Below are 24,595 nucleotides of genomic sequence, written 5' to 3' on the forward strand. Positions count from 1 at the left end.
GATTAAAATAATCCTTTCGCTTGTCCTTGTTGATCCACATCCATTTGCATCGCTGCGGGTACTTTAGGTAACCCAGGCATTGTCATAACAGCTCCTGTTAATGCCACAATAAAACCGGCACCTACAGAGGGCTTTAATTCTCTTATAGTTATTGTGAAGTCAGAAGGAAGACCTAATTTTGCTGCATCATCGGATAATGAGTATTGGGTTTTAGCCATACATATAGGGAGCTGAGACCAGCCAAAGCGTTCAAAATCGGCTAATTGTTTCTTTGCTTTCGATGTAAACTCAACTCTGCTTGCACCATACACATTTTTAGCAATTGTTTCAATTTTCTCTTCTAAGCTGTCATGTAAATTGTAAAGTGGTGTAAACGATTGGTCTGTTTTTGCAATTTGCTCTAACACTTTCTCTGCTAACTGTAAGCCACCTGTTCCTCCTTCTGCCCATACTTCTGTTAGTGACCATTGTATATTTTGCTCTTCACACAACTCTTTAAAAGTCTCAATTTCATCTGCGGAATCACCATTAAAGCGATTAAGTGCAATAACGAACGGCAATCCGAAACTCTGAACTGTTTCAACATGCTTTTTCAAATTAGAAAATCCTTTTGCTAGTGCAGCCGTGTTCTCTGAGCTGAGATTTTCCTTAGCGACGCCCCCATGCATCTTAAGTGCACGAATCGTCGCCACAATGACAACTGCATCAGGACTTACACCCATATTTCTCGCTTTTATATGTAAAAATTTCTCTGCTCCTAAATCGGCGCCAAATCCAGCTTCTGTTACAACATAATCAGCTAACTTCAAAGCAGTGTTTGTCGCGATCACACTATTACAACCATGTGCAATATTCGCAAATGGTCCACCGTGTATAAGTGCAGGTGTATGTGCTAAAGTTTGTACTAAATTAGGCTTGATTGCCTCTTTTAATAAAAGGGTTAAAGCACCTTCAGCACCTAAATCAGCCACCGTAACCGGTTGTTTGTTAATATTATAAGCAATAATCATTTTGCCTAATCTTTTCTTCAAATCATGTAGGTCTTTCGCTAAACATAGTACAGCCATTACTTCAGAGGCCACTGTAATATCAAAACCATCTTCTCGCGGAATACCTTGAGCAGGACCTCCCAGACCAACAATGACATTTCTTAGCGCACGATCATTTAAATCCATCACTCTTTTCCAAATAATTCTTCTCTGGTCAATTTTAAGATCATTTCCTTGTTGGATATGATTATCGATTAAGGCAGATAAGGCATTATTTGCTGTAGTAATCGCATGAATATCACCTGTAAAATGAAGGTTAATATCTTCCATCGGTACGACTTGTGAATATCCCCCTCCTGTCGCTCCACCTTTAATGCCCATTGTTGGACCTAGAGATGGTTCTCTCATGGCAATCATCGACTTTTTCCCTAACAGATTTAATGCATCACCTAAACCTACAGTAACAGTTGATTTCCCTTCGCCTGCAGGTGTGGGATTAATGGCTGTAACAAGAATTAATTTCCCATTTTCCTTACTCTCCACTCTTTTAAGTGTTTCGGCTGTAAGTTTCGCTTTATATTTACCAAATTGCTCTAAATCATCGGCCGTAAGTCCGAGCTTTTCCCCAATCTGGTGAATTGGTTTCATCGTTGTTTCTTGAGCAATTTCAATATCTGACTTCACATATTTCCCCATCGCTTTTCCTCTCCTCTATACCAGTTGTCATTGCAAGCGTTACTATTGTATCACTTCCTAAATCTAAATAATGATATGTGACGAGAAATTTTCAAATTAATGATAATTTTAAGGTTTTCAGGTTGCTCAATAAGTTAAACGTCTTTATAATAAGTTTATTGAAATTTCACACAGTAGGGGATGATCACTTGCCAATCACCATTCCACAAGGACTTCCAGCACGGGAAATTCTCGAGGAAGAGCAAATATTCATTATGGATGAAGGTCGCGCTAAGGGGCAAGATATTCGCCCATTAAACATACTTATACTTAACCTCATGCCGCAAAAAGAAAAAACAGAAACACATTTATTAAGGTTATTAGGTAATACACCGCTTCAAGTCAATATTACCTTGTTGAAAACCGTTACACATCAATCAAAAAATACAAGCCACATCCATCTTGAGCAGTTTTATTCAACATTTTCTGAAATCAAACAAAAAAAGTTTGATGGCATGATTATTACGGGTGCTCCGATTGAATTACTCTCCTTTGAAGAAGTCGATTATTGGGAAGAGTTAAAAGAAATAATGGACTGGACAAAAACCAATGTCACGAGTACACTCCATATTTGTTGGGGAGCACAAGCAGCACTTTACCATCATTTCAATATTGATAAGTTTGAGCTACCGGAAAAATGTTTCGGCGTGTTTGACCATGATGTAGAAAATTGGTCAGAAAACTTATTACGCGGTTTTGATGACTCTTTTGTCGCACCCCATTCAAGGCATACGGATATATCATTAGAAGAGTTAAAGAATCATAGTAAGGTCAAGGTTCTTGCTGCATCACCTCAAGCGGGTGCTTTTATTATGAGCGCCAATGAAGGTAAACAAATTATGATTACCGGTCACCTTGAATATGAAGCAACGACACTTGCTGAAGAATATGAGCGAGATCGGGCAAAAGGATTGCCCATAGCCATTCCGAATCACTATTATCCCAATGATGACCCAACCAAGACACCAAAAAACAAATGGCGTTCGCACGCCCATCTATTATTCTCCAACTGGTTAAATTACTATGTTTATCAACAAACACCCTATGAATGGGATTAAAAATAGCCGATCCGTAGAATATACGGATTGGCTATTTTTTTATTTTGCATACATTGTGAATAGGAATTGATTTTGAAGAACTAGACAGTTGACAATTAAGAGGATTCTACTCGGACAAAAATGGTCACAATAGCAATTTCGGCAATAATTTTGATTACTCCGTTTCGAGCAATAGTAGAACTATTATTGAGAGATTCCTTAATTCCTCTCCTTGGGAAACAGTATTTTAAAAACTGAGTTTCATTATTGCATTATGATCAGGTCAGTTTCCATAATCAAAAGCGGTGTTTTCCCCCTTTTTGCACTACTCCCTATAGTCACTTTCATCGCCCATGAGCAGCGCCTCTCTTTTGAGGCCCTTTTAAAAAATTCCGCTATACAAACAACCAATACATGTACACTAATTCTGCTGCACATAGCCACCTTCTTCATACGGTTGGACAACGACAAAACCTTCACCTGAAAATTTCATTTGCACTGAGTCACCGCTACCACGGCCTACAAATGTTTTGAATGAGACATCCGCAACGAATTCCGGTTGCAAATGGCCAGACCAAGCGACCGTTGCATGCGGATCTGTTAATACCGGTTTATCAGGAGTTACCTTTAGTGTTAATGGTTCATAATGAGTCGTTATTGCCGCCATTCCCTCCCCTTCTAAGCGAATATTGAATAGTCCACCTGAAACGATGCCAGCTACTTTTCTCATAAGCTTGACGTCCCACTTCAAACTTGGTTCAAACGCTAATAAATCATTGGCACTCACGCATAATGTATCATTATGAAAGCGGATGATGGAAATCTTCTTTCCTTGATCCGCTAAATAGAGTTTCCCCCTACCTGTTGCCTTCATAAGAGCTGTGCTCTCCCCAGAGAAAGCACGTTTGAACATTTTCCCAATTCCATGTTCTAAAATCCCTTCACGAACAAATTTGATTTGACCTTCATACGCAATCATGGAACCAGCTTTTGCCCAAATCTGCTGTTGTAAGTTCACTTCTAATAACCGGTCCGTTTCTAACTCAAATAGGCCCTGACCCCTATCTTCTTGCTCTGTTTTCTCTACAAACTCTGATAATGAGTACCTACTCATAAGCTCACTCCTTTTGAAAAATAAAAATCCACATAAAAGATAGTGCTTGTTGCAATGGAAGAGGTAATCCTCCTTTAGGTAACGACTCTGCAGCCTTTTTATAAACACCTTGCTCTGCCACTTTTTTCATTGGGAGCCCTTGCATTAGCTGTTCAAACTCCCATGGCATCATCGTGTTGCAAATGACCTTTTCTCCTAGTAATCTAGGAAAACTATTGTTTCTAGGTCCCGCAGTTGGTCCCAGTATCCCAAAACATCCATAACCACCCGGCTTCAATATTCTCACAGCCTCTTTCATTGCATTATACGGATTTTCTGTCCATTCCATAGAATTTATTGCCAACACCCCGTCAAAATGATGCTCAGCAAATGGAAGTTCTGATAAATCCCCTTTGATAAATTGGTTATCATTCGTTTGGTTCACCCGGTTTGCTTTTATAAGCATTTCATCAGATACGTCGACCCCAACTACATTGATGGCATGTGTTGAAAGCTTATAAGCTCCCATTCCATCACCACAACCAAGGTCACATACCTGATTATTCGCCTTTAGGTACTGAAGGAAGAAAGGGATAATTTCCTTGCGGCTCCCTTCATTCCACATACTTTCTGATCTTTCATGCCAACTATCCGACCGCTTATCCCATTCTGTAGCAGATGCCTTTTTCCAATCAAATTCAGCCATCAAATATTCACCTAACCCTCTTTATACCTATTTTTACATTATGTGATATAAAATATTTAATTTTCTGTCTATATTAATGTAAAAAAAGCAGAGTTATCCACCCTCCATAACTCTGCTTTTATTCTTCTTCATTTTTTCGTTGCACCACTCTTAATGACTCTACTCTATCTTTATTCTCTTCGAAAAACTGTACTAAATCACCAATGCGGTCAATAGCATCCCAACTTAAATGATGTTCAATTCCTTCAACATCTTCATATATATGTTCTTCTTTCACACCAATAATTCGAAGCATTTGCTCTAATAACTCATGGCGGTAAACGAGGCGTTTGCCTATTTTCTTTCCTTTTGTCGTTAATACTAAACCACGGTATTTTTCATATACGAGATATTCATCTTTATCTAATTTCTGCACCATTTTAGTGACTGAAGAAGGGTGGACAGATAGTGCTTCTGCGATATCAGAAACGCGTGCATAGCCTTTTTCTTCAATTAATAAATAGATTTGTTCTATATAATCTTCCATACTAGGTGTTGGCATGTGGATCCTCCCAAAAAAGGCTAACATCTATGATAAACGATATTTGTTACATACAGTATAGCCGCTTACTTGATCAAAAAAAGCATAATGATAGTGGTTTCATAAGCTGTTATAACGCAAATGAAAAACCACTACTTAAAATATTACTATAAGAATCCTCATGAAACAAGGAAGATATGGGAATAGACGGAAAGACTTAGGTTGGAAACTTAAATTTAATTTTATTTTCCTTTTTATCCCACACCAATGCTGCTGCAAACAATTTGTCTTTCCCTTGGAAACCCTCCAGCACATCAGTCTCACCACTTTTCAACAGTTGTTTCACTATTTTTTGTGTCATTGACTTACCGAGAATTTTCTTAGATAAGGTAAATGTACAATTCTTTTTCTGATAGTTGCTGCAACCAAAAAATTTACCCTTGTCTACCACTTGACCATCACATAATTGACAATTACCTAATGGGGATTGTCGCTTTTTCTTAAATGTTTTTGGGATAAATTGTTGTTTATCTTCTTCAGAGAATATCCATTCATTCGTTACTTCCTTCGTAGCGGCAATTAAATGATGGACCATTTGACTTGTTTGATCCATAAATTGTTTAGGCGATGCCTCTCCTTTAGAGATTTGCTTTAAGCGTTGCTCCCATTTCGCCGTCATTTCAGGAGATGCTAATATCTCTTTACCAACCGCGATAATGAGAACCTTAGCTTTTGAAGTAGCATAGACTATATTCTTTTTCACATCAATATAACCACGATCTTTTAGCATCGTAATAATGCCCGCTCTTGTTGCTTCAGTTCCAAGTCCTTCTGTCTGTGTTAATACTTGTTCAAGTTCTTTATCATCGATATGTTTTCCTGCTGTTTTCATCAACGTTATTAATTGACCTTCAGTGTATCTTTTAGGAGGCTGTGTTTTACTCTCCTTTACTTCTGTTTTTTCTGTTATTCCTTTATCTTCTTTATCTAATAAGGGGAGATTCACATCTTTATCTTTCTCAACTGGAGAAATCACTTGGCGATAGCCTTGATCAACAATTACTTTCCCTTTAGAAATGAACATCGCTCGCTCATCAACCAGAGTTCTAATTGTTGAGTACTCGATTATTGCTTTCTTATGGTGGGCAGCGATGACACTTTTCGCAATTAGGTCATAAAGTTTTTTCTCCTCAGAAGCAAGTTTGGAGAAGTCTGGAATTTGCTCAGTCGGAATAATGGCATAATGGTCAGTCACTTTCTTTTCATCCACATAGCGCTTATTCTGAATGATGGAGGAAAACGGTAAAGGAAAGAAATCCTCATAATCCTTTATTTTTTCATAACGAGCCAAAATTTGTGGCAATGTGTTGGCCTCCTCCGTGGTAATATGCCTTGAATCGGAACGAGGATAAGAAACCCACCCTTTTTGGTATAACTTTTGAACAATATCAAGTGTTTTCTTAGGTGAGAATTTATAACGCCGATTCGCTTCTGCTTGAAGTGCTGACAAATTATACAATTGAGGCGGTAGGAATTCTTTCTTTTCCTTTTTTATATCTGCTATTGTTGCTTCCTTCCCTTGGCAAAACAAAGCAATTTTCTGAGCTAATGCGCTGTCCATAATACGACTATTACCCTTATCTTCCCATTTCCCCTTATATTTTTTCCCGGTGATCTTGAAGGTTGCTTCTACTTCCCAAAAAGGTTCAGAAACAAAAGATTCAATTTCAAGCTCCTTTTTTACAATCAATGCTAATGTAGGTGTTTGTACTCTACCAACCGAGAATACATCTGAGAATCCTTTTTGTTGTAATAATAACGTATATAGTCTAGAAGCATTCATTCCGACAATCCAATCGGCACATGACCTTGTATAAGCTTCGAAAAAAAGGTTTCGCGTATCTTCTTCATCTAATAGCTGTTGAAACCCTTTTTTAATGGCATTCGGCGTTAATGAAGAAATCCATAATCTCTTCATTGGCAAATTTGATTTTGCTTGACGCAATATATTTCTTATTATCAGTTCCCCTTCTCTCCCTGCATCTCCCGCATGAATAACTTCATTCACCTCTGGATGTGATAAGAGCTTTTTAATGACCTGGAATTGCTTTATTTTATCTTTGGAGACTTCGTGCTGAAACTGGTTAGGTAGAAGAGGGAGTGTATCTAATGTCCATTTTTTCCAAGTTGTATTATACACTTCAGGAGGAGAGAGTTGACATAAATGCCCGATAGCCCATGTGATAAAGCCACCATCTGTCAAAATAGGATTAGGAAGAATTTCGATATAGCCTTGGTGTTTCTTTTTGGGGAAAACAGAAGCGAGTGTAGCTCCTTGGTCTGGTTTTTCTGCAATAATTAGTTTCATTCTTACTCTCTTTTCTATCAAAATATTATGTTTCTATCTTACTAAAAAATGTGAAGAAAGCAAGAAGTAAGAGGTCGATATCTTAAGATGGATTACTATAAATGATTTATACATTCCCGTTCGTAAACTTTTATTTAACAAAAGTAGAATAAAGGCTGCTATTTTAAATAACAGCCTTTATTACATATGAACACGATTTAAGGAGCAGTAGTTCCTGATCGAAAACGTTTATGATTCAGCTTTTTACCTAACAGTCCTTTTGTTGGTGAAAAGATAAACACGAGCGCGAATAGAACCCCACTCATCATCGCCATTGAACCAGAGATTGAACTGTCAATCCAGGTAGCTACATAATAACCACTAATCGCTGCTATTACTCCGAAGAATGCACTTAAACACAGCATATGACTTAGTTTATTGGTTAATAAATAAGCAGAAGCACCTGGTGCTATTAACATCGCTACGACAAGTATGGCACCGACACTATCAAATGAAGCGACAGTTGATACTGAAACCATGCCCATCAATAAGTAATGAATAAACATAACTGGAATACCGATAGAAGCAGCAAGTGCAGGGTCAAAAGATGTAATTTTTAGTTCTTTATAAAATAATATCATCAAAATAATATTTAATATCAGTATACTCATCAACATGATGAATGCTTTTGGAAGCGGTGGTAAAAAACCGATTTCCACCATGTCGAATGGAACAAAGGCAATTTCACCCATTAAAGCATGGTCGACATCTAAATGAACACTATCAGCAAACACTGTGATAAGTATCACGCCAATAGCAAAAAAGAAGGTAAACACGACGCCAATTGATGCGTCTTCCTGAATGCCCTTATGATTAAGAAATTGGATAAGCATAGCCGTAAATAAACCAACTATTGCAGCACCGATGAGCATATAAATTCCATTCATTGATTGACTGATTAGAAAAGCAAGCACAATCCCCAACAAAACTGTATGACTAATTGCATCAGCAAGCATCGCCAACTTCCGTAAAATGAGGAAACAGCCGATTACACCACAAGTAATGCCCACTAATGATGCGACAATAATAATCCAAATTTCATAACTCATCTACTTCACCTGCCCTTGTTCACGAAGAAGCTTTTGATTGGTCATTCTCCGTTTGATTTTAAGTGTGATGATACCACGGGCAGGTGCAAATAGAATGGATATAAAAAAGATAATCGTAGCAGTTACTACGATAAAGGGGCCAGTTGGAATCCCTCTATCTAGTGAACTAATCAAAGTACCAATCACACCTGATATCGCTCCGAATATGCCAGAAATCATGACCATTTTACTAAGTGAATTCGTCCAATAACGGGCAGATATCGCAGGTGTAATAACTAATGCCGCCATCAGAATGACACCGACTGCCTGAATACCGATTACAACAACAGCTACTAAAAGGGTCATAAACAAAAAGTTTAACGCGCTAACCGGTAAACCTAAGCCTTTAGCGAATTCCACATCAAAAGTAATTAGTTTAAATTCTTTAAAGAAAATAATGGTCACCATAAGTAATAATGCCGCTGCCCCTGCCATTAATTTCACATCACTACTAACCATTCCTGCTGCCTGACCAAAGATAAAAGAATCTAGACCGCTCTTATTGCCAGAAGGCATTTGCTGTACTTTCGTTAATAAGACAATACCTACGCCGAAAAACGTGGATAGAATTAAACAAATGGCCGTATCTTCTTTTAAAATAGACGCGGAGGCAATGTATTGAATACAATAAGCAGCTAGTAAACCTGTAAGGGTCGCTCCTATTAAAAGGATGATGAGCGACCGCTCTCCTGTTAACATAAACCCTATACATATTCCTGGTAATGCAGCATGTGCAACAGCATCTCCGATTAAGCTTTGTTTTCTTAGTAAGGCAAAACTCCCTAAAATACCGCTAGCTAACCCTAGAAGAAGCGTACCAATTAACACCCACTGCGTATTTGCTGCTAGTAGCATTTGCCCTATTTGTTCCATCACTCATGTCACCTCTTTTGTTCCACCATTACTTTTCCTTTATCTAAAAAAGCTAGCTTGCCCCCGTATGTTTGGTGTAATTGTTCTACTGTAAAAACCTCTTCAGTGACACCAGATGCAATGACTTCTTTATTTAATAAAATACAATGGTCAAAGTATTCTTCAACTGTTTGTAGGTCGTGATGAACAACAATGACTGTTTTCCCTTGATCTTTAAGGTCTGTTAATAATTGTATAATCGCTTTCTCTGTTGCTGCATCCACACCGACAAAGGGTTCATCCATAAAGTAAACTTGTGCATCTTGAACGAGCGCTCTTGCTAAGAATACCCTTTGCTGTTGCCCCCCGGATAATTGACTTATTTGCCTATTGGCGTAGGAATCCATTCCCACTTTCTTCAAACTTTCTTTTGCGAGTGCCGTATCCTCTTTACCTGGTCGTTTAAACCAACCGATATGGCCATACCTTCCCATTAAGACAACATCTAATGCACTTGTTGGAAAATCCCAATCCACTGACCCTCGTTGGGGCACATAACCCACCAGACGATCTTTTGCTTTGTAAGGTTTTCCGTATATTTTAATCTCACCTGACACTTTAGGAATTAGGCCCAATATCGCTTTAATCAAAGTAGATTTTCCGGCACCATTTGGTCCAACAATTCCGGTTAAACTGCCTTTTGGTATTGAGAATTGAATATCCTTTAGTACTGCCGTTTTATCATAGGCTACAGTTAAATTTTTTATTTCTATTGGATTTGTCACTATAATCACTCCTATATACACTTACATAAAAACAACCTTTATTTTAATGATTGAACAATCGTATCTACATTATGTTTATACATACCAACATAAGTGCCTAGTTCAGTGCCCTCTTCTCCCATAGCATCAGAGTATAATTCTCCACCTATACTTACCGTATGGCCCTTTTCCTTCGCTCCTTCAATCACTGCATTAATTGATCGTTCGGATATACTTGACTCTACAAAAACGGCATTGATTTCTCTATCAGCAATTGTATTCACTAAATGTTGCACATCCCCTAAACCATATTCAGCGTCTGTACTTAACCCTTGTAAGCCCATAACTTCCATATCATAAGCATTACCAAAGTAATTAAAAGCGTCATGAGCAGTGACTAGAACACGTTTCTCTTCAGGAATTGAATGAATTTGTTCTCTGGCATATGCTTTTAATTCTCTCAGCTCTGTAAAATAGGCTTCTGCATTCGCTTCATAATCATCTTTATTTTCAGGATCAACTTCAATCAATGCATCCTTTGCTGTAGTCAATGCCTCTATCCACAAATCAATATCGAACCAAATATGTGGGTCTACCGCATTTTGATTATCTTTATCAGCTAGTAAGTTGGATTCTTCTAATGAATCGCCTACTGCCACAACAGTAGTTTTCTCGCCCATTTTCTCTAACACTTCAAGCATCTTGCCTTCTAAGTGCAAGCCATTATACATAATTAAATCCGCATCTTGAAGCAGACTAATGTCACTTTGCGTAGCTTTATATAGATGTGGATCTGTGCCTGGTCCCATCAGACTATTTACTTCCACATGTTCACCACCGATATGCTCAATACCATCAGCTATTTGAGCAATAGTCGTTGTTACTTTCAATTGATCATTTTCGGTATTTCCTGCTTCATTACTTGAACAAGCGGCAAGCACCATTAAACTAAACATAGTAACTAATATTCTTTTCATCTCTACCCTTCTCTCCCTTTATATTACTTATTTGATTATATGCATACTTTTTTAATCGATACACTTTTTTTAACTAAATCTATAAAAGTTTCCTATGTGCAACATTTTAACTCATGGTGAAAAAACCGTCAATAAGTAAACATGACAAAACAGAAAAAACCCGCAAACAGCGGGTTTCTCAATTTCTATTATAAACTGCATCAAACTAAGGTTCGTTTATCAACTTCAGGAACCATTTTTTTCTCATAAGAGACTAAAGAATCACTAATACTGATCTTTTTTCCTCGAAACGATGCCATTTTTTATTTGGAACCAATCGACTTCATTTATAATGTTAGCAACGGTGAGGATATATGATGGGATCGTCTCAATTGAAAAAATGATCGCACCGATATCTTTGTCAAATAAAATAAAGGAATCCCCATGATTATAGTGTAAAATCTCATGTCCCATTTTAACAATCGATTGAAAAATAATATTCTTTTCTATATCATCAGCATCCACATTAATAGCAAAACGCAAAATCCACTCCCTCTCATTGATGCGAAAACGATACATATGGCCACCTTCTTTGATTGATTTACCTATCATATGAATGCCGCGATTAATTATGACACTTTCTTCCTAATAACCATAATAGAAAAACATGTATCTAAGCTTGTCATTCTTACTTTGAACCAATCATTTAGGATGGTTATATTCTTCTAAATAAAGCTACTTCTATCACCAAAATATCCATTTGATAACCCAACTTAGTAGCGCCACTCCACACCCTGGAGAAAAAACTGAAATTTTTACAATATTTTAAAGAAAAAACTTTCAGATTTCTTGACGGAATTCGATTAGTATTGTATATTTAATACATCATTTAACAGAATATATTTCCTATATTCCATGATAATATTGCAGTATGTTTATGTTGGATGAAAATTTTTTCTGAAGGCTTGGAGCCTTCAAAGTTTTAGGAGGAAAAGTTCACATGCAAAACGGTAAAGTAAAATGGTTTAACAATGAAAAAGGTTTCGGTTTCATCGAAGTTGAAGGTGGAGACGATGTATTCGTACATTTCACAGCTATCACTGGCGAAGGCTTCAAATCTTTAGAAGAAGGTCAAGAAGTTTCTTTCGAAATCGTTGAAGGTAACCGCGGACCTCAAGCTGCTAACGTTGTAAAACTTTAATCTGTATATAATCAAGGCTGGCAAAATTGCCAGCCTTTTATTATGTAAAATTTTTGCCAATACTTTGGATTTTTTCTCCCACAGTACATTTGGTTATACAAAATCGGTGAGCAAAGTTTCGTCCATATTCTTTACGATGATATTTGTATAAGAAACAATCCTCACAATAAAAATCAATGACTTGATCAACCTCTTTTACTAATTTCTTTTTCTCATCCACAATAAACCTTCCTTCCTATAACAACTGCATTTTACTATAGATTCTTTTCCCGTTTAAACTTTGTGTCGCTAACTTATGTGCTTCCTGATTATCTTTTCTTACAATAGGAGTGTACGTTACATTTAATGATAATAGGCTCAGCTTTTCCTCAATCCGATCTAACCAATCATTTAATACTTTCTCATAACAAGGCCATTCGCCAGCTAATTGCATTAATAGTCCTTTTGCATCTCCTCTTATTTCACAACTCTGCCGACTGACATTTAATTCTTCTAATTGTGAAAGAGCAAAGAAAAGGGCAGCATATTCCGCTTCATTATTTGATTCTAACTCGTGAAAACATTCATTGGCTCTTATACGATACTTTTTCTTTCCTTGTCGATAGTAGATAACAGCACCTAAGCCTGAGGTCTTCGTTTCGTCATGAAAGCCACCATCAAAATAAATCACTAAATCATGCGGTTCTTCCTCTACTTCTTCTAATAGCTTATTTAATTCTTTTATGGTCCAAGATGTACCGTTTTCATCCAAACACTTTATTTCTGTCCATTTAGGATGATGAGAAAACTCTTCTCCCATATCAAGAGCAGACTCACCATCTAACCATTCGGAAGAAAATAAATAGCTTTCGTTATTTTTTAGTTTATAAGCTGCAATCAATTGATATTTCATTTATTTTAACACGCCTTTTAATAAAATGATGATTCAAAAATAAGGTGCTTGTATGCTACACTTACTTGTAGTTTGTATTTTTCATCATATGTCTTTCTGTAGCAAAATATCTCTTTAATGTTATACGATTATTATGAACATTTCTCCTTCATCGCATTACAAAGAACTCCCACTATTTTATCACAAAAGGAGGAATTGCATTGATTGAAGTATATATAGACGGTGCAAGTGCTGGTAATCCTGGTCCGAGTGGTGCAGGAATATTTATAAAAGCGAACGGAATTGTAGAGAGGCATAGTATTCCACTTGGAAATATGGAGAACCATGAAGCGGAGTTTCAAGCATTGATTTTAGCATTAAGAATTTGCATAGAAAATAATTATCGAACCGTTTCCTTTCGCACGGATTCACAAGTGGTAAATGCGAGTATTGAAAAGGAATTTGCCCGTAATAAAAAGTTTGCTCCACTTCTTGATGAAGCACTTGAATTAAGTAAGCAGTTCGACCTTTTCTTTATGAAGTGGATACCAAGTATACAAAATAAACCTGCGGACGAATTGGCAAGAGCGGCTATTCGAAGAAATAAAAAATAATGTGGCAGTCAACTAAAACGGCAGACTTCTCTCTTCTACTTGTCGCGTTCATTTGGGGAACTACTTTTGTTCTTGTACAAAATGCTCTCCAATCTCTTAGCGCCTTTTCATTTAATGGTATCCGCTTTCTTATTGCTGCATTTTTCTTAACAATAATGGCGATTATTTTTTATAGGAAGCAGTGGGAAAGACTAACTAAACGTACACTAATGGCAGGTATCTTGTTAGGTTTATGTCTCTTTATCGCCTATACATTTCAGACAATTGGGCTTCATTATACTTCTTCAAGTAAAGCAGGTTTTATTACTGGTTTGAGTGTGATTCTTGTGCCTATATTATCAATTTTTATATTAAACATAAAAATTACTCGTAATGCTTTTATTGGCGTATTTGTCGCTACCTTAGGACTTTACTTACTAACAGCACAAGATATCTCTGCATTTAATAAAGGTGATGGTTTTGTATTCATTAGTGCATTAGGCTTTGCTTTCCATATTATATTAACAAATTTATTTGCACAGGCTCATTCAGCTATTATTTTAACTATTATACAAGTAACAACTGTGGGTTTACTCTCTATTTTATCAGGTTTTGTCTATGAGGGATGGTCTTACGATAGTGAATTATTATTCAGGCAAGAGGTTATATTCGCCTTACTCATTACAAGTATTTTTGCTACAGGGCTGGCCTTTTTAGCACAAACACACTTCCAGCAATTCACCTCTCCAACAAGAGTCGCTGTTATATTTGCAATGGAGCCTGTTTTCGCTGCACTGACAGGCTATATCTTTGCTGGAGACCGTTTATCGATCATCGCCATGTTTGGTTGCCTATTCATTCTACTTGGTATGATATTAGCTGAGTGGCCGCAAAAAAAATCGGTTTACTGAGAATTCAATCGAAAAAAAATGAACTGTACCTCCAATTGTTAGCTCATATGTCTAAAATTTGGGGCGCAGTTCAGCCTCTACATCATGCTTGTTCATTTTTTATTTTTTAAATAGATATATGCAAACTCGTTTTCATATAGTTAATTGCTTCCTTGCGGTTCGGTATATTATTTCCCATAAAACGCTCTAACAGTGATAAATAAAAACTGCCATCAAATGATTTTTGCGCCTTTAATGTCATCTCTATTGCTGTATTAACTAATTCATCTGGTGCATTTGTGTAATGTTTACCGAAGTATATAAAGCCTATACTATCTTCTTCAAGCTGAAATCCTTTACCTTCCAAATGGCATAAATATTCTTCTAACGATTTCAATGGTCGCGCCAGTCCCCTCTTTTTCTCCTACTCAATACCTATATTTTAGCTTATTTTCCGACAAGTTTCTACAATATTAAGTGAAGTATTCTAACTTTGCTTCAGGAAAGAATTTTACCATATATTGATAGAGCGTCTCCTTTATATCTTCCTCTTCTTCTTTTTTATAAACATATTTTCCAATTCCATACTTTCCCCATTTATATCGTCTTTTTTCCTCATCTAGTTCAAGTTTTGTCATTGGATAGTTTTTTTCAATTACTCGTTTCGCCGGCTTAGTAAAACGATGTTGAATAAATTCAAAAGTTAAATCTTTTTTTGCTTCAATTGGCAACTCGGCTTCTAACCGTTCAAACATTTCATAATATCCTTGTTGCCAACCGTCATGTAAATAAATAGGTGCCACAATAAACCCGAGTGGATAACCAGCTCTCGCCACTTTGCCAGCAGCTGCTATACGATCTTTCAACCTTGATGTTCCAGGTTCAAAAAACTTAATTACATAATCAGCATTCACACTAAAGCGAAAACGTGTTTTACCATTATGGTTCGCATCTAATAAATGATCGACATGATGAAACTTTGTCACAAACCGCAATTTACCATATTCTGATTGCCCAAAATGTTCAATCGCTCTTTTTAATGTGTGAGTAATATGGTCAATGCCAACAATATCAGATGTACAAGATGCTTCAAATCTTGTTATTTCTGGTGCTCTTTCCGCCATATATTCATCAGCAGCAGTTAGAATCTCGTCTACATTTACATATGTGCGAATATAAGGTTTACTTCCCATTGTTGTTTGTAGATAACAATAATGGCAATGTCCCATACATCCAGTCGCGAATGGAATCGCATATTCTGCTGAGGGCTTTGATGTATCAAACTTTAACGTTTTCCTTATACCGACAACTAACGTAGATTTAGCAACACGATATTTTTGAAAATCATTGTCCCCTGGTAAATTTCTGACTTGATTATGGGATGTTGTATATCTAATTTCTACATCAGTATTTTCAAACCGCTTCTTTAATTGTTGGCCAAGTGGATAATCCAGCGCGTTCGGTTCAAAATAAACAAGTTTTGGCTCGAATGGCTTCAATCGTCTATCCCTCCTTGAAGGGTATCATCAAAATAGTTTCCATATGTTTCATATGCTTCTGCTTCATTTGAGAAAACAGCCACTTCCTCTGTTAATGGATAATAATTTTCATATAAAAACAATGCTAACTCACCTGGTCGCTCTGGGTTATTGACGACAGCAGCAGCCTGAATATTAGCTACATCTTGTGTATGCGGATTACGATAAAATACATAAACAATATCTCCAGCATTATAATTCATCATAACGTCTCCTTTTAATGAATGATCTATCATACATTTTGTGTTAGTTTCCTAAATACTTGCTATAATAATTTTGGTAAATTTATTGAGAGGAAGTGCAATATACGATGAACTGGAAGGTGTAGTTGGGGAAAACGTAATTTAGGATAACAAAAAAAAGCCATCAGGAATGACCATTCCCAATGACTTAAACGTTAAATCACTGCAGGATGACGCAGTAATTTAGCAATACCTCTTAGTTCAATTTCTTCTAGCTTCTGATTAACTTTATTTACGTTATATTTCCATTCAGCTTCTACTAAAGTACATTCAACAGGAACATCACATTTAATTTCTGCTAATTGTCTGCTTAAATGTAGCATGTCCAAATCTTGCTCGATTTTAGTTTTTTGCCCTTTTGTTAGTGCTTCAATGTTCTCTAATACGCCTTCTATGTGCTCGTATGTTTGTAAGAGTTTTAGTGCAGTCTTCTCTCCAATCCCCTTTACCCCAGGATAATTATCGCTTGGGTCACCCATAAATGCTTTTAAATCGATTAACTGCCTTGGTTGTATCCCTTTCTCTTCATAAAAGCTATCTGGTGTGTGGACTTCATAATTACCCATCCCCTTTTTCAAAAGGGCAACCGATACATTCTTATCTAATACCTGTAAAATATCACGATCCCCTGTAAGAATCACAACCTCTGCTTCTTCTTTTAAAACCTGTGAAAGCGTGCCGATACAATCATCTGCTTCATAACCTGTAACACCGATATTTGGAATATCAAAGCTCGCTACCATATCTTTCGCCAGCTCAAATTGTGGGACCAATTCAATCGGTGCTTCCGGTCGATTTGATTTATACCCGTTATACATATCTGTTCTGAATGTTTTACTGCCCATATCCCAACAAACGGCAACATGGCTAGGGTTAAAATGGTTCACACCCATTAAGAAATGCTTCATAAATCCATATATGCCATTCGTTGGCGTTCCTTTAGAGTTATACATAAATTGACCAGTTACAGCTGTTGCAAAATAAGCTCGAAATAATAAAGCCATCCCATCTACAAGAAGGAATCGCGGGTTTTGTAGTTGTTGATTTTCGTTCAAAGTTGTTCCTCCTCCATCTAAAGTATCATTATTATAACATAGATATAAAAAATGTATGGTTTTCGCTCTGTAACTGATTTATTGCTGCAAAAAAAAGAGGAAAATCCGTTGTCATCGCAACCAGTTAAGGTGACAAAGAGTTCGGTTTTCCTATAAAATTATTTCTCTTTCGTTGCAACCGAATGCTCCTCATAAGAAATCCAGTCACTAAAGCTACCAGGATAGAGCTTTACATTTTTGTAACCTGCTTCTTTTAATGCTAAATAATTGGGGGAGGCCGTAATCCCTGAACCACAATAAACTATAATCTGCTTGTCTTTCTCAATTTCTGAAAACCGTTGCTTTTGCTCATCAATTGATTTAAACTTGCCTTCACTTAGAGTGTCCATCCAAACTTTATTCATTGCTCCAGGTATATGACCTGCTTTCTTATCAATCGGTTCAATCAAACCGAGATATCTCTTTTCTTCTCTTGAATCAATTAACACCACTTCATTATTCGGATGCCCAATTGCTTCTTTTACTTGTTTGTAATCGGCAACCATGTCCGTTTGAATGGTTGCTGTGAATTCACCGCGTCCAAATGACTGAACCTTGCTTTCAGTAGGATGACCTGAAGCTAGCCATTCTTTAAAGCCGCCATCTAAAATATATACTTTCTCATGACCAAAATAGTGAAACACCCACCAACAACGAGCAGCAAATGACCCTTCCCCGTTGTCATAAACGACAATTTTTGTATCATTCGTTAAACCGACCGCTTCTGCCTTTTCGACAAATTGCTCTGTTAAAGGCAGTGGATGTCTACCCCCATGCTTTTCTACTTTTGATGATAGATCTTGTTCTAGGTGAAAATAAACAGCGCCGGGAATATGACCGGTGCGATACTGCTCAAATCCTTCTTCAGGATTAGCGAGGTTAAATCTACAATCAATTACTCTCACATCATTTAGATGTTGGAAGAGCCATTCTACGTTAACTAAGCTGTTCATCCCCGTCACCCTTTCTTTTTTCAATGAGTCTTTTCACATGATCCTTAGGCTCCCAGCAATTAAACTTGTAATTAGGCTTCGTTTCATAACCTAAACGTTCACAAAAATATCTCATTCCATTTTCATTTTTAACGGCTAAGAAGTTTATACAAGTTGCACATACATGAAAGGTATTTACATCTTTCAAGCATGTCACCTCCAATGCCTTAATAGGCCCTCAGACGTTCTTCTGTTGCAACTAACTGTTCAATTGGGAAGTCTTGAGATAATGTTGCTAACAACCCTTTATAATACTCTTCTGATTCAGCAATTAAATCAGACAGTAGTTGTTGATAAACGGCTGAAAGTTTCTCATCATAATAATCTTTGAGTTGTTTAGATGATTCTTGTAAATATACATCTGTTGGTTCTTGCAAGCTTTCCTCAAGACTTTCTGCCAGTAATTTTCTTTCATTCTTCTCAAAGAAGTTCTTAGGGTTTTTAAAATAACTCATTGCTTTTTTAAATGTAGTGCGATCCACGTTACTGAAAGCAGACTCAAAATTCACCCCTTCAAAAGAAGGATTTTCTGGACGACTAAAGGTTACATCGCGATTCAATTGGTTTACTTGGTTACTTCGTTTCTCGTATGTTTGTTGTAATAACTTTCCTATAAATACTTCTAGACGAATGGTCGTCGCTCGCAATTCTTGGGCAAAGTCAAATCCGAAACTTTGTAAAAAGTCCTCTAAAGCTACTTGGAGCGCTTTTTTCATATCACGGCCATCCTCTTTTAATTGTCCTGGATTAAAAGATTCTTTTAAGAAATCATTAAATCGTAAGAAAACTCTTTGTTTGATATAAAACACTAGTTCGTCCGCTTCTTGATTTAATGCTTGAGTTAATAAATCAAGATCATCTTTAGCAATCTTCTCTTTAATAATCGCTAGTTCATTCGTTAGAAGTTCTCTTTTTGCTAACTTTGCTTCTTTACTTTCTTTAGAAGATTCAATAAATGTACGCAATTGGTTCATTACTCGATTCCACTCAAGTTCAGCAGCAGATAATGAAAGTGACATCAAATCGTGATTAATGAAACGATAGAAACTTTCTTCAAAATCCTTCATTCCAGAAGAATGTTCTTCACCTGATTGTTTTTCGAATAATGCCTGTAAACTCGATAACCCATGTAAGGTTGGTCTTCTAATGCCGTATTGAATGAGCTGATCATGAACATATTGCAAGACATCGTTTTTCTCTTCTTCATCACTTGCAAGGTCAATAGCGTTGACAACAAAGAACATTTTATCAAGTTCAAACGCATCTTTAACCCGGCCCAACTGTATAAGGAACTCACGATCGGCTTTGGAGAAAGCATGATTATAGTACGTCACGAAAAGAATGGCATCTGAGTTTTTAATATAGTCAAAAGCTACTCCTGTATGACGTGCGTTAATGGAATCCGCACCTGGAGTATCAACGAGTGTAATGCCTCTGTCAGTCAATTCACATTGATAAAATACTTCAATCATCTCAACAAAACATGATTTTTCTTCTTTAGCAACATAATCTGCTAGTTCTGTGAGGTCTGTAATCACTTCTTTACCAAACTTTTCTTGAAAATTATTATACCCTTTGGCAAAGGCCGCAAGAAAGGCAAAGTGCGTTTTTTCATGCGCATCAAAATCATGATGCTCTTTTAAAATCACATCTATCTTCCCTATAGCTTCAGTAAATGATTGTGCTTGTTGATTAAAGACTTGTAGCGAACGATTAATATCTGCAAACATGACTTTTTCACTTTTTACAAATACCTTAACGGTACCATGAGGGTACTCTGCAGTAACAGGCATAATTTTATTAATGGCAGCAGTTGTTGGATTTGGCGATACCGGCAAGATTTTTTCACCAATTAATGCGTTGGCAAACGAAGATTTTCCAGCACTAAAGGCACCAAACAAAGCAACAGTGAAACTGCGTGATTGTAGTCGGTCAGCTTTCTCTAATAGCTCTGCTGATATTTTGTGGAAACCTGGGATATCTCGTAACTCTTTTGCGGTATGCTCGAGCTTACTAATTAGAGCCTCGATATCAGCTTCATGATTATTTTCTTGGTTCATTTCTTTTTCAACAATTGAATGAGTACTCACTACTTGTTTAGTATCAACAAACTCTTCTTCACCTTCACGAATAATTTGGACATCTTCATCCTTTGGTCTCATTAACTCTTGGACGGAAGCTGAAACTTTTTTATGGTCTAGCTCTCCTGCCAATAGTTTCTTAATTTCTGCTTTTTGCTCTGATTGTTTTGCTTTAATTTCCTTTAATATACTAAGTGCCTCACCGAAACGAGCATAAGCATCCCATTCATCTTTCATTGCGAGAATTTTTTCATTAGCTAACTCTTCTAACTCTTTCAAATACAACTCTTTCCAGTTAATTATTTGTTTCTTCGTTTCTTTTTTTACAGCATCAGACACATCCCGTGTATATTGCAAAACATAATCACCTGAGAGCCTTGCCCCTTCTTTAATAGCTGTCTTTAACAGGCTTTCTGGTATATTGATATTAATGTTTTGAGCTTGTGACTGTAACTCATTATGATGTATGTGATCATCTTTTAATTTTTTTAAGAATAACTCTTTCACATGCCATTCAATTTGCGATTGGACTTTTTCCTTTAAATCGTTATATAAAAGACTTAGCCTTGTACTTCGTTCTTGTTCAGTTTTAGCCTTCGCAAATAATAGGCCCACTTTAAAGCCAGGTTGCATTGATTCTAAATAATTCTCAGCTAATTCTCTCGTTTGAAACGGCATTAAATAAGCATTATTTAAGATATCTTCCATATCATGATTCAAATCAATTTCTGCCTGATATTTTTTTTGCTGCAATGCTTGTTTATGTGACTGTAATTGTTCAATCTTTTCAAATACGAGCGCTCGTTCATCTTCAGGCAGAGCTGCTAAAATTTCCTCATTAGCTGCTATGTCATGAGCGTCTTTTTCTTCTAAGAAGATAAAATGTTCTTCAGTTAATTTCTGTAATGAGTGAAGAACAGATTGTGGTAAGAGCCTATCTTTTTGGCCAATTTGTTCGTAGATGAACTTCTGAAGAGCAGAAAAATCATTATGTGGTAACTCTGGTTTCTTCAACGATGTATAGAAGATTCTTTCAGGTTGAACGCCCCACGAGGCGAAAGAATCCTTTACACTTTCAGTAAAATGTTGAAAACTTAATTCTTCTTCTCGATGCTTATCTATTTGATTGATAATTAAGTATACTTGTTTACCCGCTGCAGTTAAGTCTTTAGTGAATAAGAAGTTGAGTTCTGATTGCACATGATTATAATCCATCACATAAAAGACCATATCAGCTAAATGTAGAGCCGACTCAGTAGCAATTCTATGCGCATCATCTGTTGAATCAATTCCTGGTGTATCCATAATAACCGTATCTTTTGGCAAATTTGTTTCCGAATGGCTAATTTCTACAGTATGAATGAGGTCTCCATCTTTACTATATTTTTTAATTTTTTCATAATCATAAGGTGCAGGATAGAGCTTTGGCATCCCTTCCTTAAGATACACCTTGGCATAATCCTCTCCAGATTTCACTTTAACTAAATTCGCACTTGTTGGGATAGGGCTGGATGGCAGTAAGTTTTCTCCCACAATTTTATTGATCATGCTCGATTTACCCGCAGAGAAATGTCCACAAAATGCAATCGCGTATTGTGAATCTCGTAATTTATAGACGAGGTCTCTTGCTCTTGAAGCAGAAACATTATCTCCATTTTGTTCAAAAAACAATGATAATGCTGCTATTCTTTCAATTAATTCATTTTGACTAAGTTGTTTACCCACTGTTTGAACCATAATTAATCCCCTTGTCACATCAATTTACTACTATAATTGCGCAAGCTTTTTTCCTATATAGGTATTAATATATTATAAATATGGGGTAAAGTGAACCTTTCGTTATGAAAATTGGTATTTTCACCAAAAAAAAGAAGAAGCCTCACTCACTAAGGCTTCTTCCTATATGTAATAAAGGGGTAAACGCTAATTTAAGATTTTGCTTCTGACTTTGTAACACCATTCAACACATATTTCATTACTGCACCATAAACAGCGATAGTGCCAACCACAAAAAGAGCTGTCAAATGTATCACGCCTTTCATTAATTGAGAATAAGTATCATCTTCAATTAATAATTTATCATAATCGAGAATGATTTTCAATACTAAAATAAACCTTTTTCAAATTTTTCCTATTTCTTCATCTCTCTTCATAGGAAACGCTTCTTCATATTTCGTTAATGCTTTTAATGCTTCTTCCTCAACTGGAATACGAATGGCTAAAATAAAGAAATTTAACAGAGTGAAAACCAGGGCAGTATAGTAAGCTTGAAACAATAGAGGCATAATAAGAAACTCCATTGCAACGACTGTATAGTTTGGGTGCTTTAGCCAACGGTATGGTCCTTTAGTTACCACTTTTGCTTTGGGTAAAACAATAATCTTTGTATTCCAGAACCTCCCTAAGGAAGATAACGCCCATATTCTTATCACTTGTGTGAGTATAAATAACGGCAGTAAATAATACCAATAAGGAGATAATCCTTTACCGAACACAATTACCTCAACTGTTAAAACAATAAAAAACAAACTATGTACCATAACGATTAGTGGATAATGACTTTGACCAAATTCAATGCCACCTCTTTTTTTCATCCAATCCTCATTGAATCTTGCGACGATTAACTCGATACACCGTTGAGAAATAACAAATAGAAGAAAATAAAAAAACATTTAATTCACCTCCATTTTAATAAAAGTAATTCCGAGCTAAAACCCGGCCCTAAGGCAGTTGCCAAACCTATATCATCCTTTTTTCCAAGGAGAAAAAACCTTCGCAAAACATATAATATTGTGCTTGATGACATATTGCCGAACTCCCTTAGAACGTCAAGTGAAGTGGCGGTCATCTCAGCAGGAATTTGTAAAGACGCTTGATAAGCATCAATCACTTTTTTTCCACCTGGATGAGCAATAAAATGTTGCAAATCGGTTATTTGTAATGAGAATTGATTTAAGAATGTCTGTACATTTGGCTTCAGCCAGCCTTCAATAATTGTGGGAATATCTCTTGAGAATATGACATATAAACCATCATCCTTTACGTCCCAACCCATTACATCAAGCGAATCCTTTTTTGTCGTTGATTGTGTCCCGTATATATGGGGGATGGCAGGCAATTTCTGATATTTTTGATAACCACTTTCATCACCAGCGATTAATGCACAGGCAACACCATCAGCAAATAAAGAAGTACCAACAAGATTACTCTTAGAGCGATCATTTCTTTGAAAAGTTAAACTGCATAATTCAATTGTTAATACTAAAACCTTTGCTTTTGGATAAGCTAAGCAATATTCATAAGCCCTTGATAAACCCGATGCACCACCTGCACAGCCTAAGCCCCATATTGGGATCCTTTTTGTTTGCTCAGAAAAGGGTAATAGATTCATTATTCTTGCCTCAAGCGATGGTGTAGCTAAACCTGAGCTAGTAATCGTAAAAATCGCATCTATCTCTTGATACTTAATAGGTTGATTTAGAAACTCCCTCGTTGTTAAACACTTTTCAATCGCCTCACACCCAAGTTTTACTCCCGTTTCAATGAAGGCATCATTTTTATCAGCAAAGCTATGGTCCTCTTTAAACCAATCTAGTTCTTTGGCAAAATGACGTTTTTCAATTTGTCCGTTTTGGAATACTTTTAATAAACGATCGATATCTTTGAAAGATTGCCCAAATAAGTGGCGTGCAAATGCTACCACTTCATTTTGAGTAATTTCATTTGATGGGGGTACTTCTGAGATAGATAAAATAGCTGGCATAAGGAACTCCCTTTCTGTCTATGTACGGGTATTTTTTCCTTAATAAGGATATTTATGCATTGATTGGTTTTTAATCTTTCTCGTTCATTTTTTGCATAAAAAAAAGCCGAATGAGTTATCTCATTCGGCTCAGAAAGATGTGTTTTGAAGGAGTTGCTGTGCCCTTTTATCATATCTTAAAGT

General features: G+C 36.5%; 26 protein-coding genes. 4 read left to right on the forward strand and 22 right to left on the reverse strand.

All coding sequences use genetic code 11. The features are described from left to right. Positions 1–2: 2 nt before the first annotated feature. Entirely contained in the window at positions 3–1,685 is a 1,683-nt protein-coding gene (locus U9M49_RS06805; protein WP_322909536.1) for a formate--tetrahydrofolate ligase, read from the reverse strand. Between the two features lie 188 nt (positions 1,686–1,873). Between U9M49_RS06805 and metA the strand changes: the two genes are divergently transcribed. Beyond that, positions 1,874–2,782, forward strand: coding sequence for a homoserine O-acetyltransferase MetA (metA, locus tag U9M49_RS06810; protein WP_307313168.1), 909 nt, complete (start codon positions 1,874–1,876; stop codon positions 2,780–2,782). A 400-nt stretch (positions 2,783–3,182) separates the two neighbouring features. On the opposite strand, the gene U9M49_RS06815 is transcribed toward metA, so the two are convergent. The 9 genes from U9M49_RS06815 to U9M49_RS06855 form a co-directional block, all read right to left on the reverse strand. Next, complete coding sequence (locus U9M49_RS06815) at positions 3,183–3,875, reverse strand: AIM24 family protein (protein WP_095372842.1); 693 nt, start codon at positions 3,873–3,875, stop codon at positions 3,183–3,185. Positions 3,876–3,879: 4 nt separating this feature from the next. Further along, the gene (locus U9M49_RS06820; RefSeq protein WP_095372841.1) at positions 3,880–4,560 is read right to left on the reverse strand and encodes a class I SAM-dependent methyltransferase; all 681 of its coding nucleotides are present in this window, start codon (positions 4,558–4,560) and stop codon (positions 3,880–3,882) included. 118 nt (positions 4,561–4,678) lie between these two features. Continuing rightward, positions 4,679–5,101 carry a transcriptional regulator MntR gene (gene mntR, locus U9M49_RS06825; RefSeq protein ID WP_095372840.1) on the reverse strand — a complete coding sequence of 141 codons (423 nt, stop codon included), beginning with the start codon at positions 5,099–5,101 and terminating at the stop codon, positions 4,679–4,681. A gap of 196 nt (positions 5,102–5,297) precedes the next feature. Beyond that, positions 5,298–7,448: a DNA topoisomerase III gene (locus tag U9M49_RS06830; RefSeq protein WP_322909537.1), complete on the reverse strand. Its 2,151-nt coding sequence runs from the start codon at positions 7,446–7,448 to the stop codon at positions 5,298–5,300. A 197-nt stretch (positions 7,449–7,645) separates the two neighbouring features. Beyond that, positions 7,646–8,536, reverse strand: coding sequence for a metal ABC transporter permease (locus U9M49_RS06835; protein WP_322909538.1), 891 nt, complete (start codon positions 8,534–8,536; stop codon positions 7,646–7,648). Then, positions 8,537–9,448 (reverse strand): metal ABC transporter permease, encoded by a 912-nt coding sequence (locus U9M49_RS06840; protein ID WP_322909685.1) that lies wholly within the window; start codon positions 9,446–9,448, stop codon positions 8,537–8,539. An 8-nt stretch (positions 9,449–9,456) separates the two neighbouring features. Then, positions 9,457–10,212, reverse strand: coding sequence for a metal ABC transporter ATP-binding protein (locus tag U9M49_RS06845; protein ID WP_370873260.1), 756 nt, complete (start codon positions 10,210–10,212; stop codon positions 9,457–9,459). Between the two features lie 38 nt (positions 10,213–10,250). Continuing rightward, complete coding sequence (locus U9M49_RS06850; RefSeq protein ID WP_322909539.1) at positions 10,251–11,168, reverse strand: metal ABC transporter solute-binding protein, Zn/Mn family; 918 nt, start codon at positions 11,166–11,168, stop codon at positions 10,251–10,253. A 264-nt stretch (positions 11,169–11,432) separates the two neighbouring features. Further along, positions 11,433–11,759 carry a hypothetical protein gene (locus U9M49_RS06855; RefSeq protein ID WP_322909540.1) on the reverse strand — a complete coding sequence of 109 codons (327 nt, stop codon included), beginning with the start codon at positions 11,757–11,759 and terminating at the stop codon, positions 11,433–11,435. A 388-nt stretch (positions 11,760–12,147) separates the two neighbouring features. On the opposite strand from U9M49_RS06855, the gene cspD reads away from it, so the two are divergent. Next, a complete protein-coding gene (gene cspD / locus U9M49_RS06860; RefSeq protein WP_053476725.1) occupies positions 12,148–12,348 on the forward strand; it encodes a cold-shock protein CspD in 201 nt (66 codons plus the stop codon). 40 nt (positions 12,349–12,388) lie between these two features. On the opposite strand, the gene U9M49_RS06865 is transcribed toward cspD, so the two are convergent. Together U9M49_RS06865 and U9M49_RS06870 are read right to left on the reverse strand one after the other, a co-directional pair. Further along, entirely contained in the window at positions 12,389–12,568 is a 180-nt protein-coding gene (locus U9M49_RS06865) for a zinc-finger domain-containing protein (protein WP_095372834.1), read from the reverse strand. A gap of 15 nt (positions 12,569–12,583) precedes the next feature. Further along, positions 12,584–13,240, reverse strand: a complete 657-nt coding sequence (locus tag U9M49_RS06870) for a reverse transcriptase-like protein (RefSeq protein ID WP_095372833.1) — start codon at positions 13,238–13,240, stop codon at positions 12,584–12,586. Positions 13,241–13,440: 200 nt separating this feature from the next. Between U9M49_RS06870 and U9M49_RS06875 the strand changes: the two genes are divergently transcribed. Beyond that, positions 13,441–13,833: a reverse transcriptase-like protein gene (locus U9M49_RS06875; protein WP_095372832.1), complete on the forward strand. Its 393-nt coding sequence runs from the start codon at positions 13,441–13,443 to the stop codon at positions 13,831–13,833. Beyond that, the gene (locus U9M49_RS06880; RefSeq protein WP_322909541.1) at positions 13,833–14,723 is read left to right on the forward strand and encodes a DMT family transporter; all 891 of its coding nucleotides are present in this window, start codon (positions 13,833–13,835) and stop codon (positions 14,721–14,723) included. The genes U9M49_RS06875 and U9M49_RS06880 overlap by 1 nt, the downstream gene beginning before the upstream one ends. A 106-nt stretch (positions 14,724–14,829) precedes the next feature. Here U9M49_RS06880 and U9M49_RS06885 read toward each other — a convergent pair whose 3' ends face one another. The 10 genes from U9M49_RS06885 to U9M49_RS06930 all read right to left on the reverse strand — a co-directional run bounded on the left by U9M49_RS06885 (position 14,830) and on the right by U9M49_RS06930 (position 24,412). After that, positions 14,830–15,099, reverse strand: a complete 270-nt coding sequence (locus U9M49_RS06885) for a DUF6123 family protein (protein WP_191811007.1) — start codon at positions 15,097–15,099, stop codon at positions 14,830–14,832. 76 nt (positions 15,100–15,175) lie between these two features. Then, entirely contained in the window at positions 15,176–16,201 is a 1,026-nt protein-coding gene (gene splB, locus U9M49_RS06890) for a spore photoproduct lyase (protein WP_095372829.1), read from the reverse strand. Then, a complete protein-coding gene (locus U9M49_RS06895; protein ID WP_095372828.1) occupies positions 16,198–16,446 on the reverse strand; it encodes a transcriptional regulator SplA domain-containing protein in 249 nt (82 codons plus the stop codon). Before U9M49_RS06895 ends, splB begins: the two co-directional genes overlap by 4 nt. A 191-nt stretch (positions 16,447–16,637) precedes the next feature. Beyond that, positions 16,638–17,537, reverse strand: coding sequence for a 5'-3' exonuclease (locus U9M49_RS06900; protein ID WP_307313135.1), 900 nt, complete (start codon positions 17,535–17,537; stop codon positions 16,638–16,640). A 158-nt stretch (positions 17,538–17,695) separates the two neighbouring features. Then, positions 17,696–18,529 carry a sulfurtransferase gene (locus tag U9M49_RS06905; RefSeq protein WP_095372827.1) on the reverse strand — a complete coding sequence of 278 codons (834 nt, stop codon included), beginning with the start codon at positions 18,527–18,529 and terminating at the stop codon, positions 17,696–17,698. Next, positions 18,513–18,716 (reverse strand): hypothetical protein, encoded by a 204-nt coding sequence (locus U9M49_RS06910; RefSeq protein ID WP_095372826.1) that lies wholly within the window; start codon positions 18,714–18,716, stop codon positions 18,513–18,515. The genes U9M49_RS06905 and U9M49_RS06910 overlap by 17 nt, the downstream gene beginning before the upstream one ends. Positions 18,717–18,735: 19 nt before the next feature. Further along, positions 18,736–22,386, reverse strand: coding sequence for a dynamin family protein (locus U9M49_RS06915; protein ID WP_095372825.1), 3,651 nt, complete (start codon positions 22,384–22,386; stop codon positions 18,736–18,738). Between the two features lie 191 nt (positions 22,387–22,577). Beyond that, entirely contained in the window at positions 22,578–22,751 is a 174-nt protein-coding gene (locus U9M49_RS06920) for a hypothetical protein (protein WP_157733949.1), read from the reverse strand. An 18-nt stretch (positions 22,752–22,769) separates the two neighbouring features. After that, complete coding sequence (locus tag U9M49_RS06925; protein ID WP_095372824.1) at positions 22,770–23,321, reverse strand: isoprenylcysteine carboxyl methyltransferase family protein; 552 nt, start codon at positions 23,319–23,321, stop codon at positions 22,770–22,772. A gap of 5 nt (positions 23,322–23,326) precedes the next feature. Beyond that, positions 23,327–24,412 (reverse strand): type III polyketide synthase, encoded by a 1,086-nt coding sequence (locus tag U9M49_RS06930; RefSeq protein ID WP_095372823.1) that lies wholly within the window; start codon positions 24,410–24,412, stop codon positions 23,327–23,329. Positions 24,413–24,595 lie beyond the last annotated feature (183 nt).

The organism is Cytobacillus sp. OWB-43 (genome assembly GCF_034651445.1).
Taxonomy (GTDB): domain Bacteria; phylum Bacillota; class Bacilli; order Bacillales; family Cytobacillaceae; genus Cytobacillus; species Cytobacillus kochii.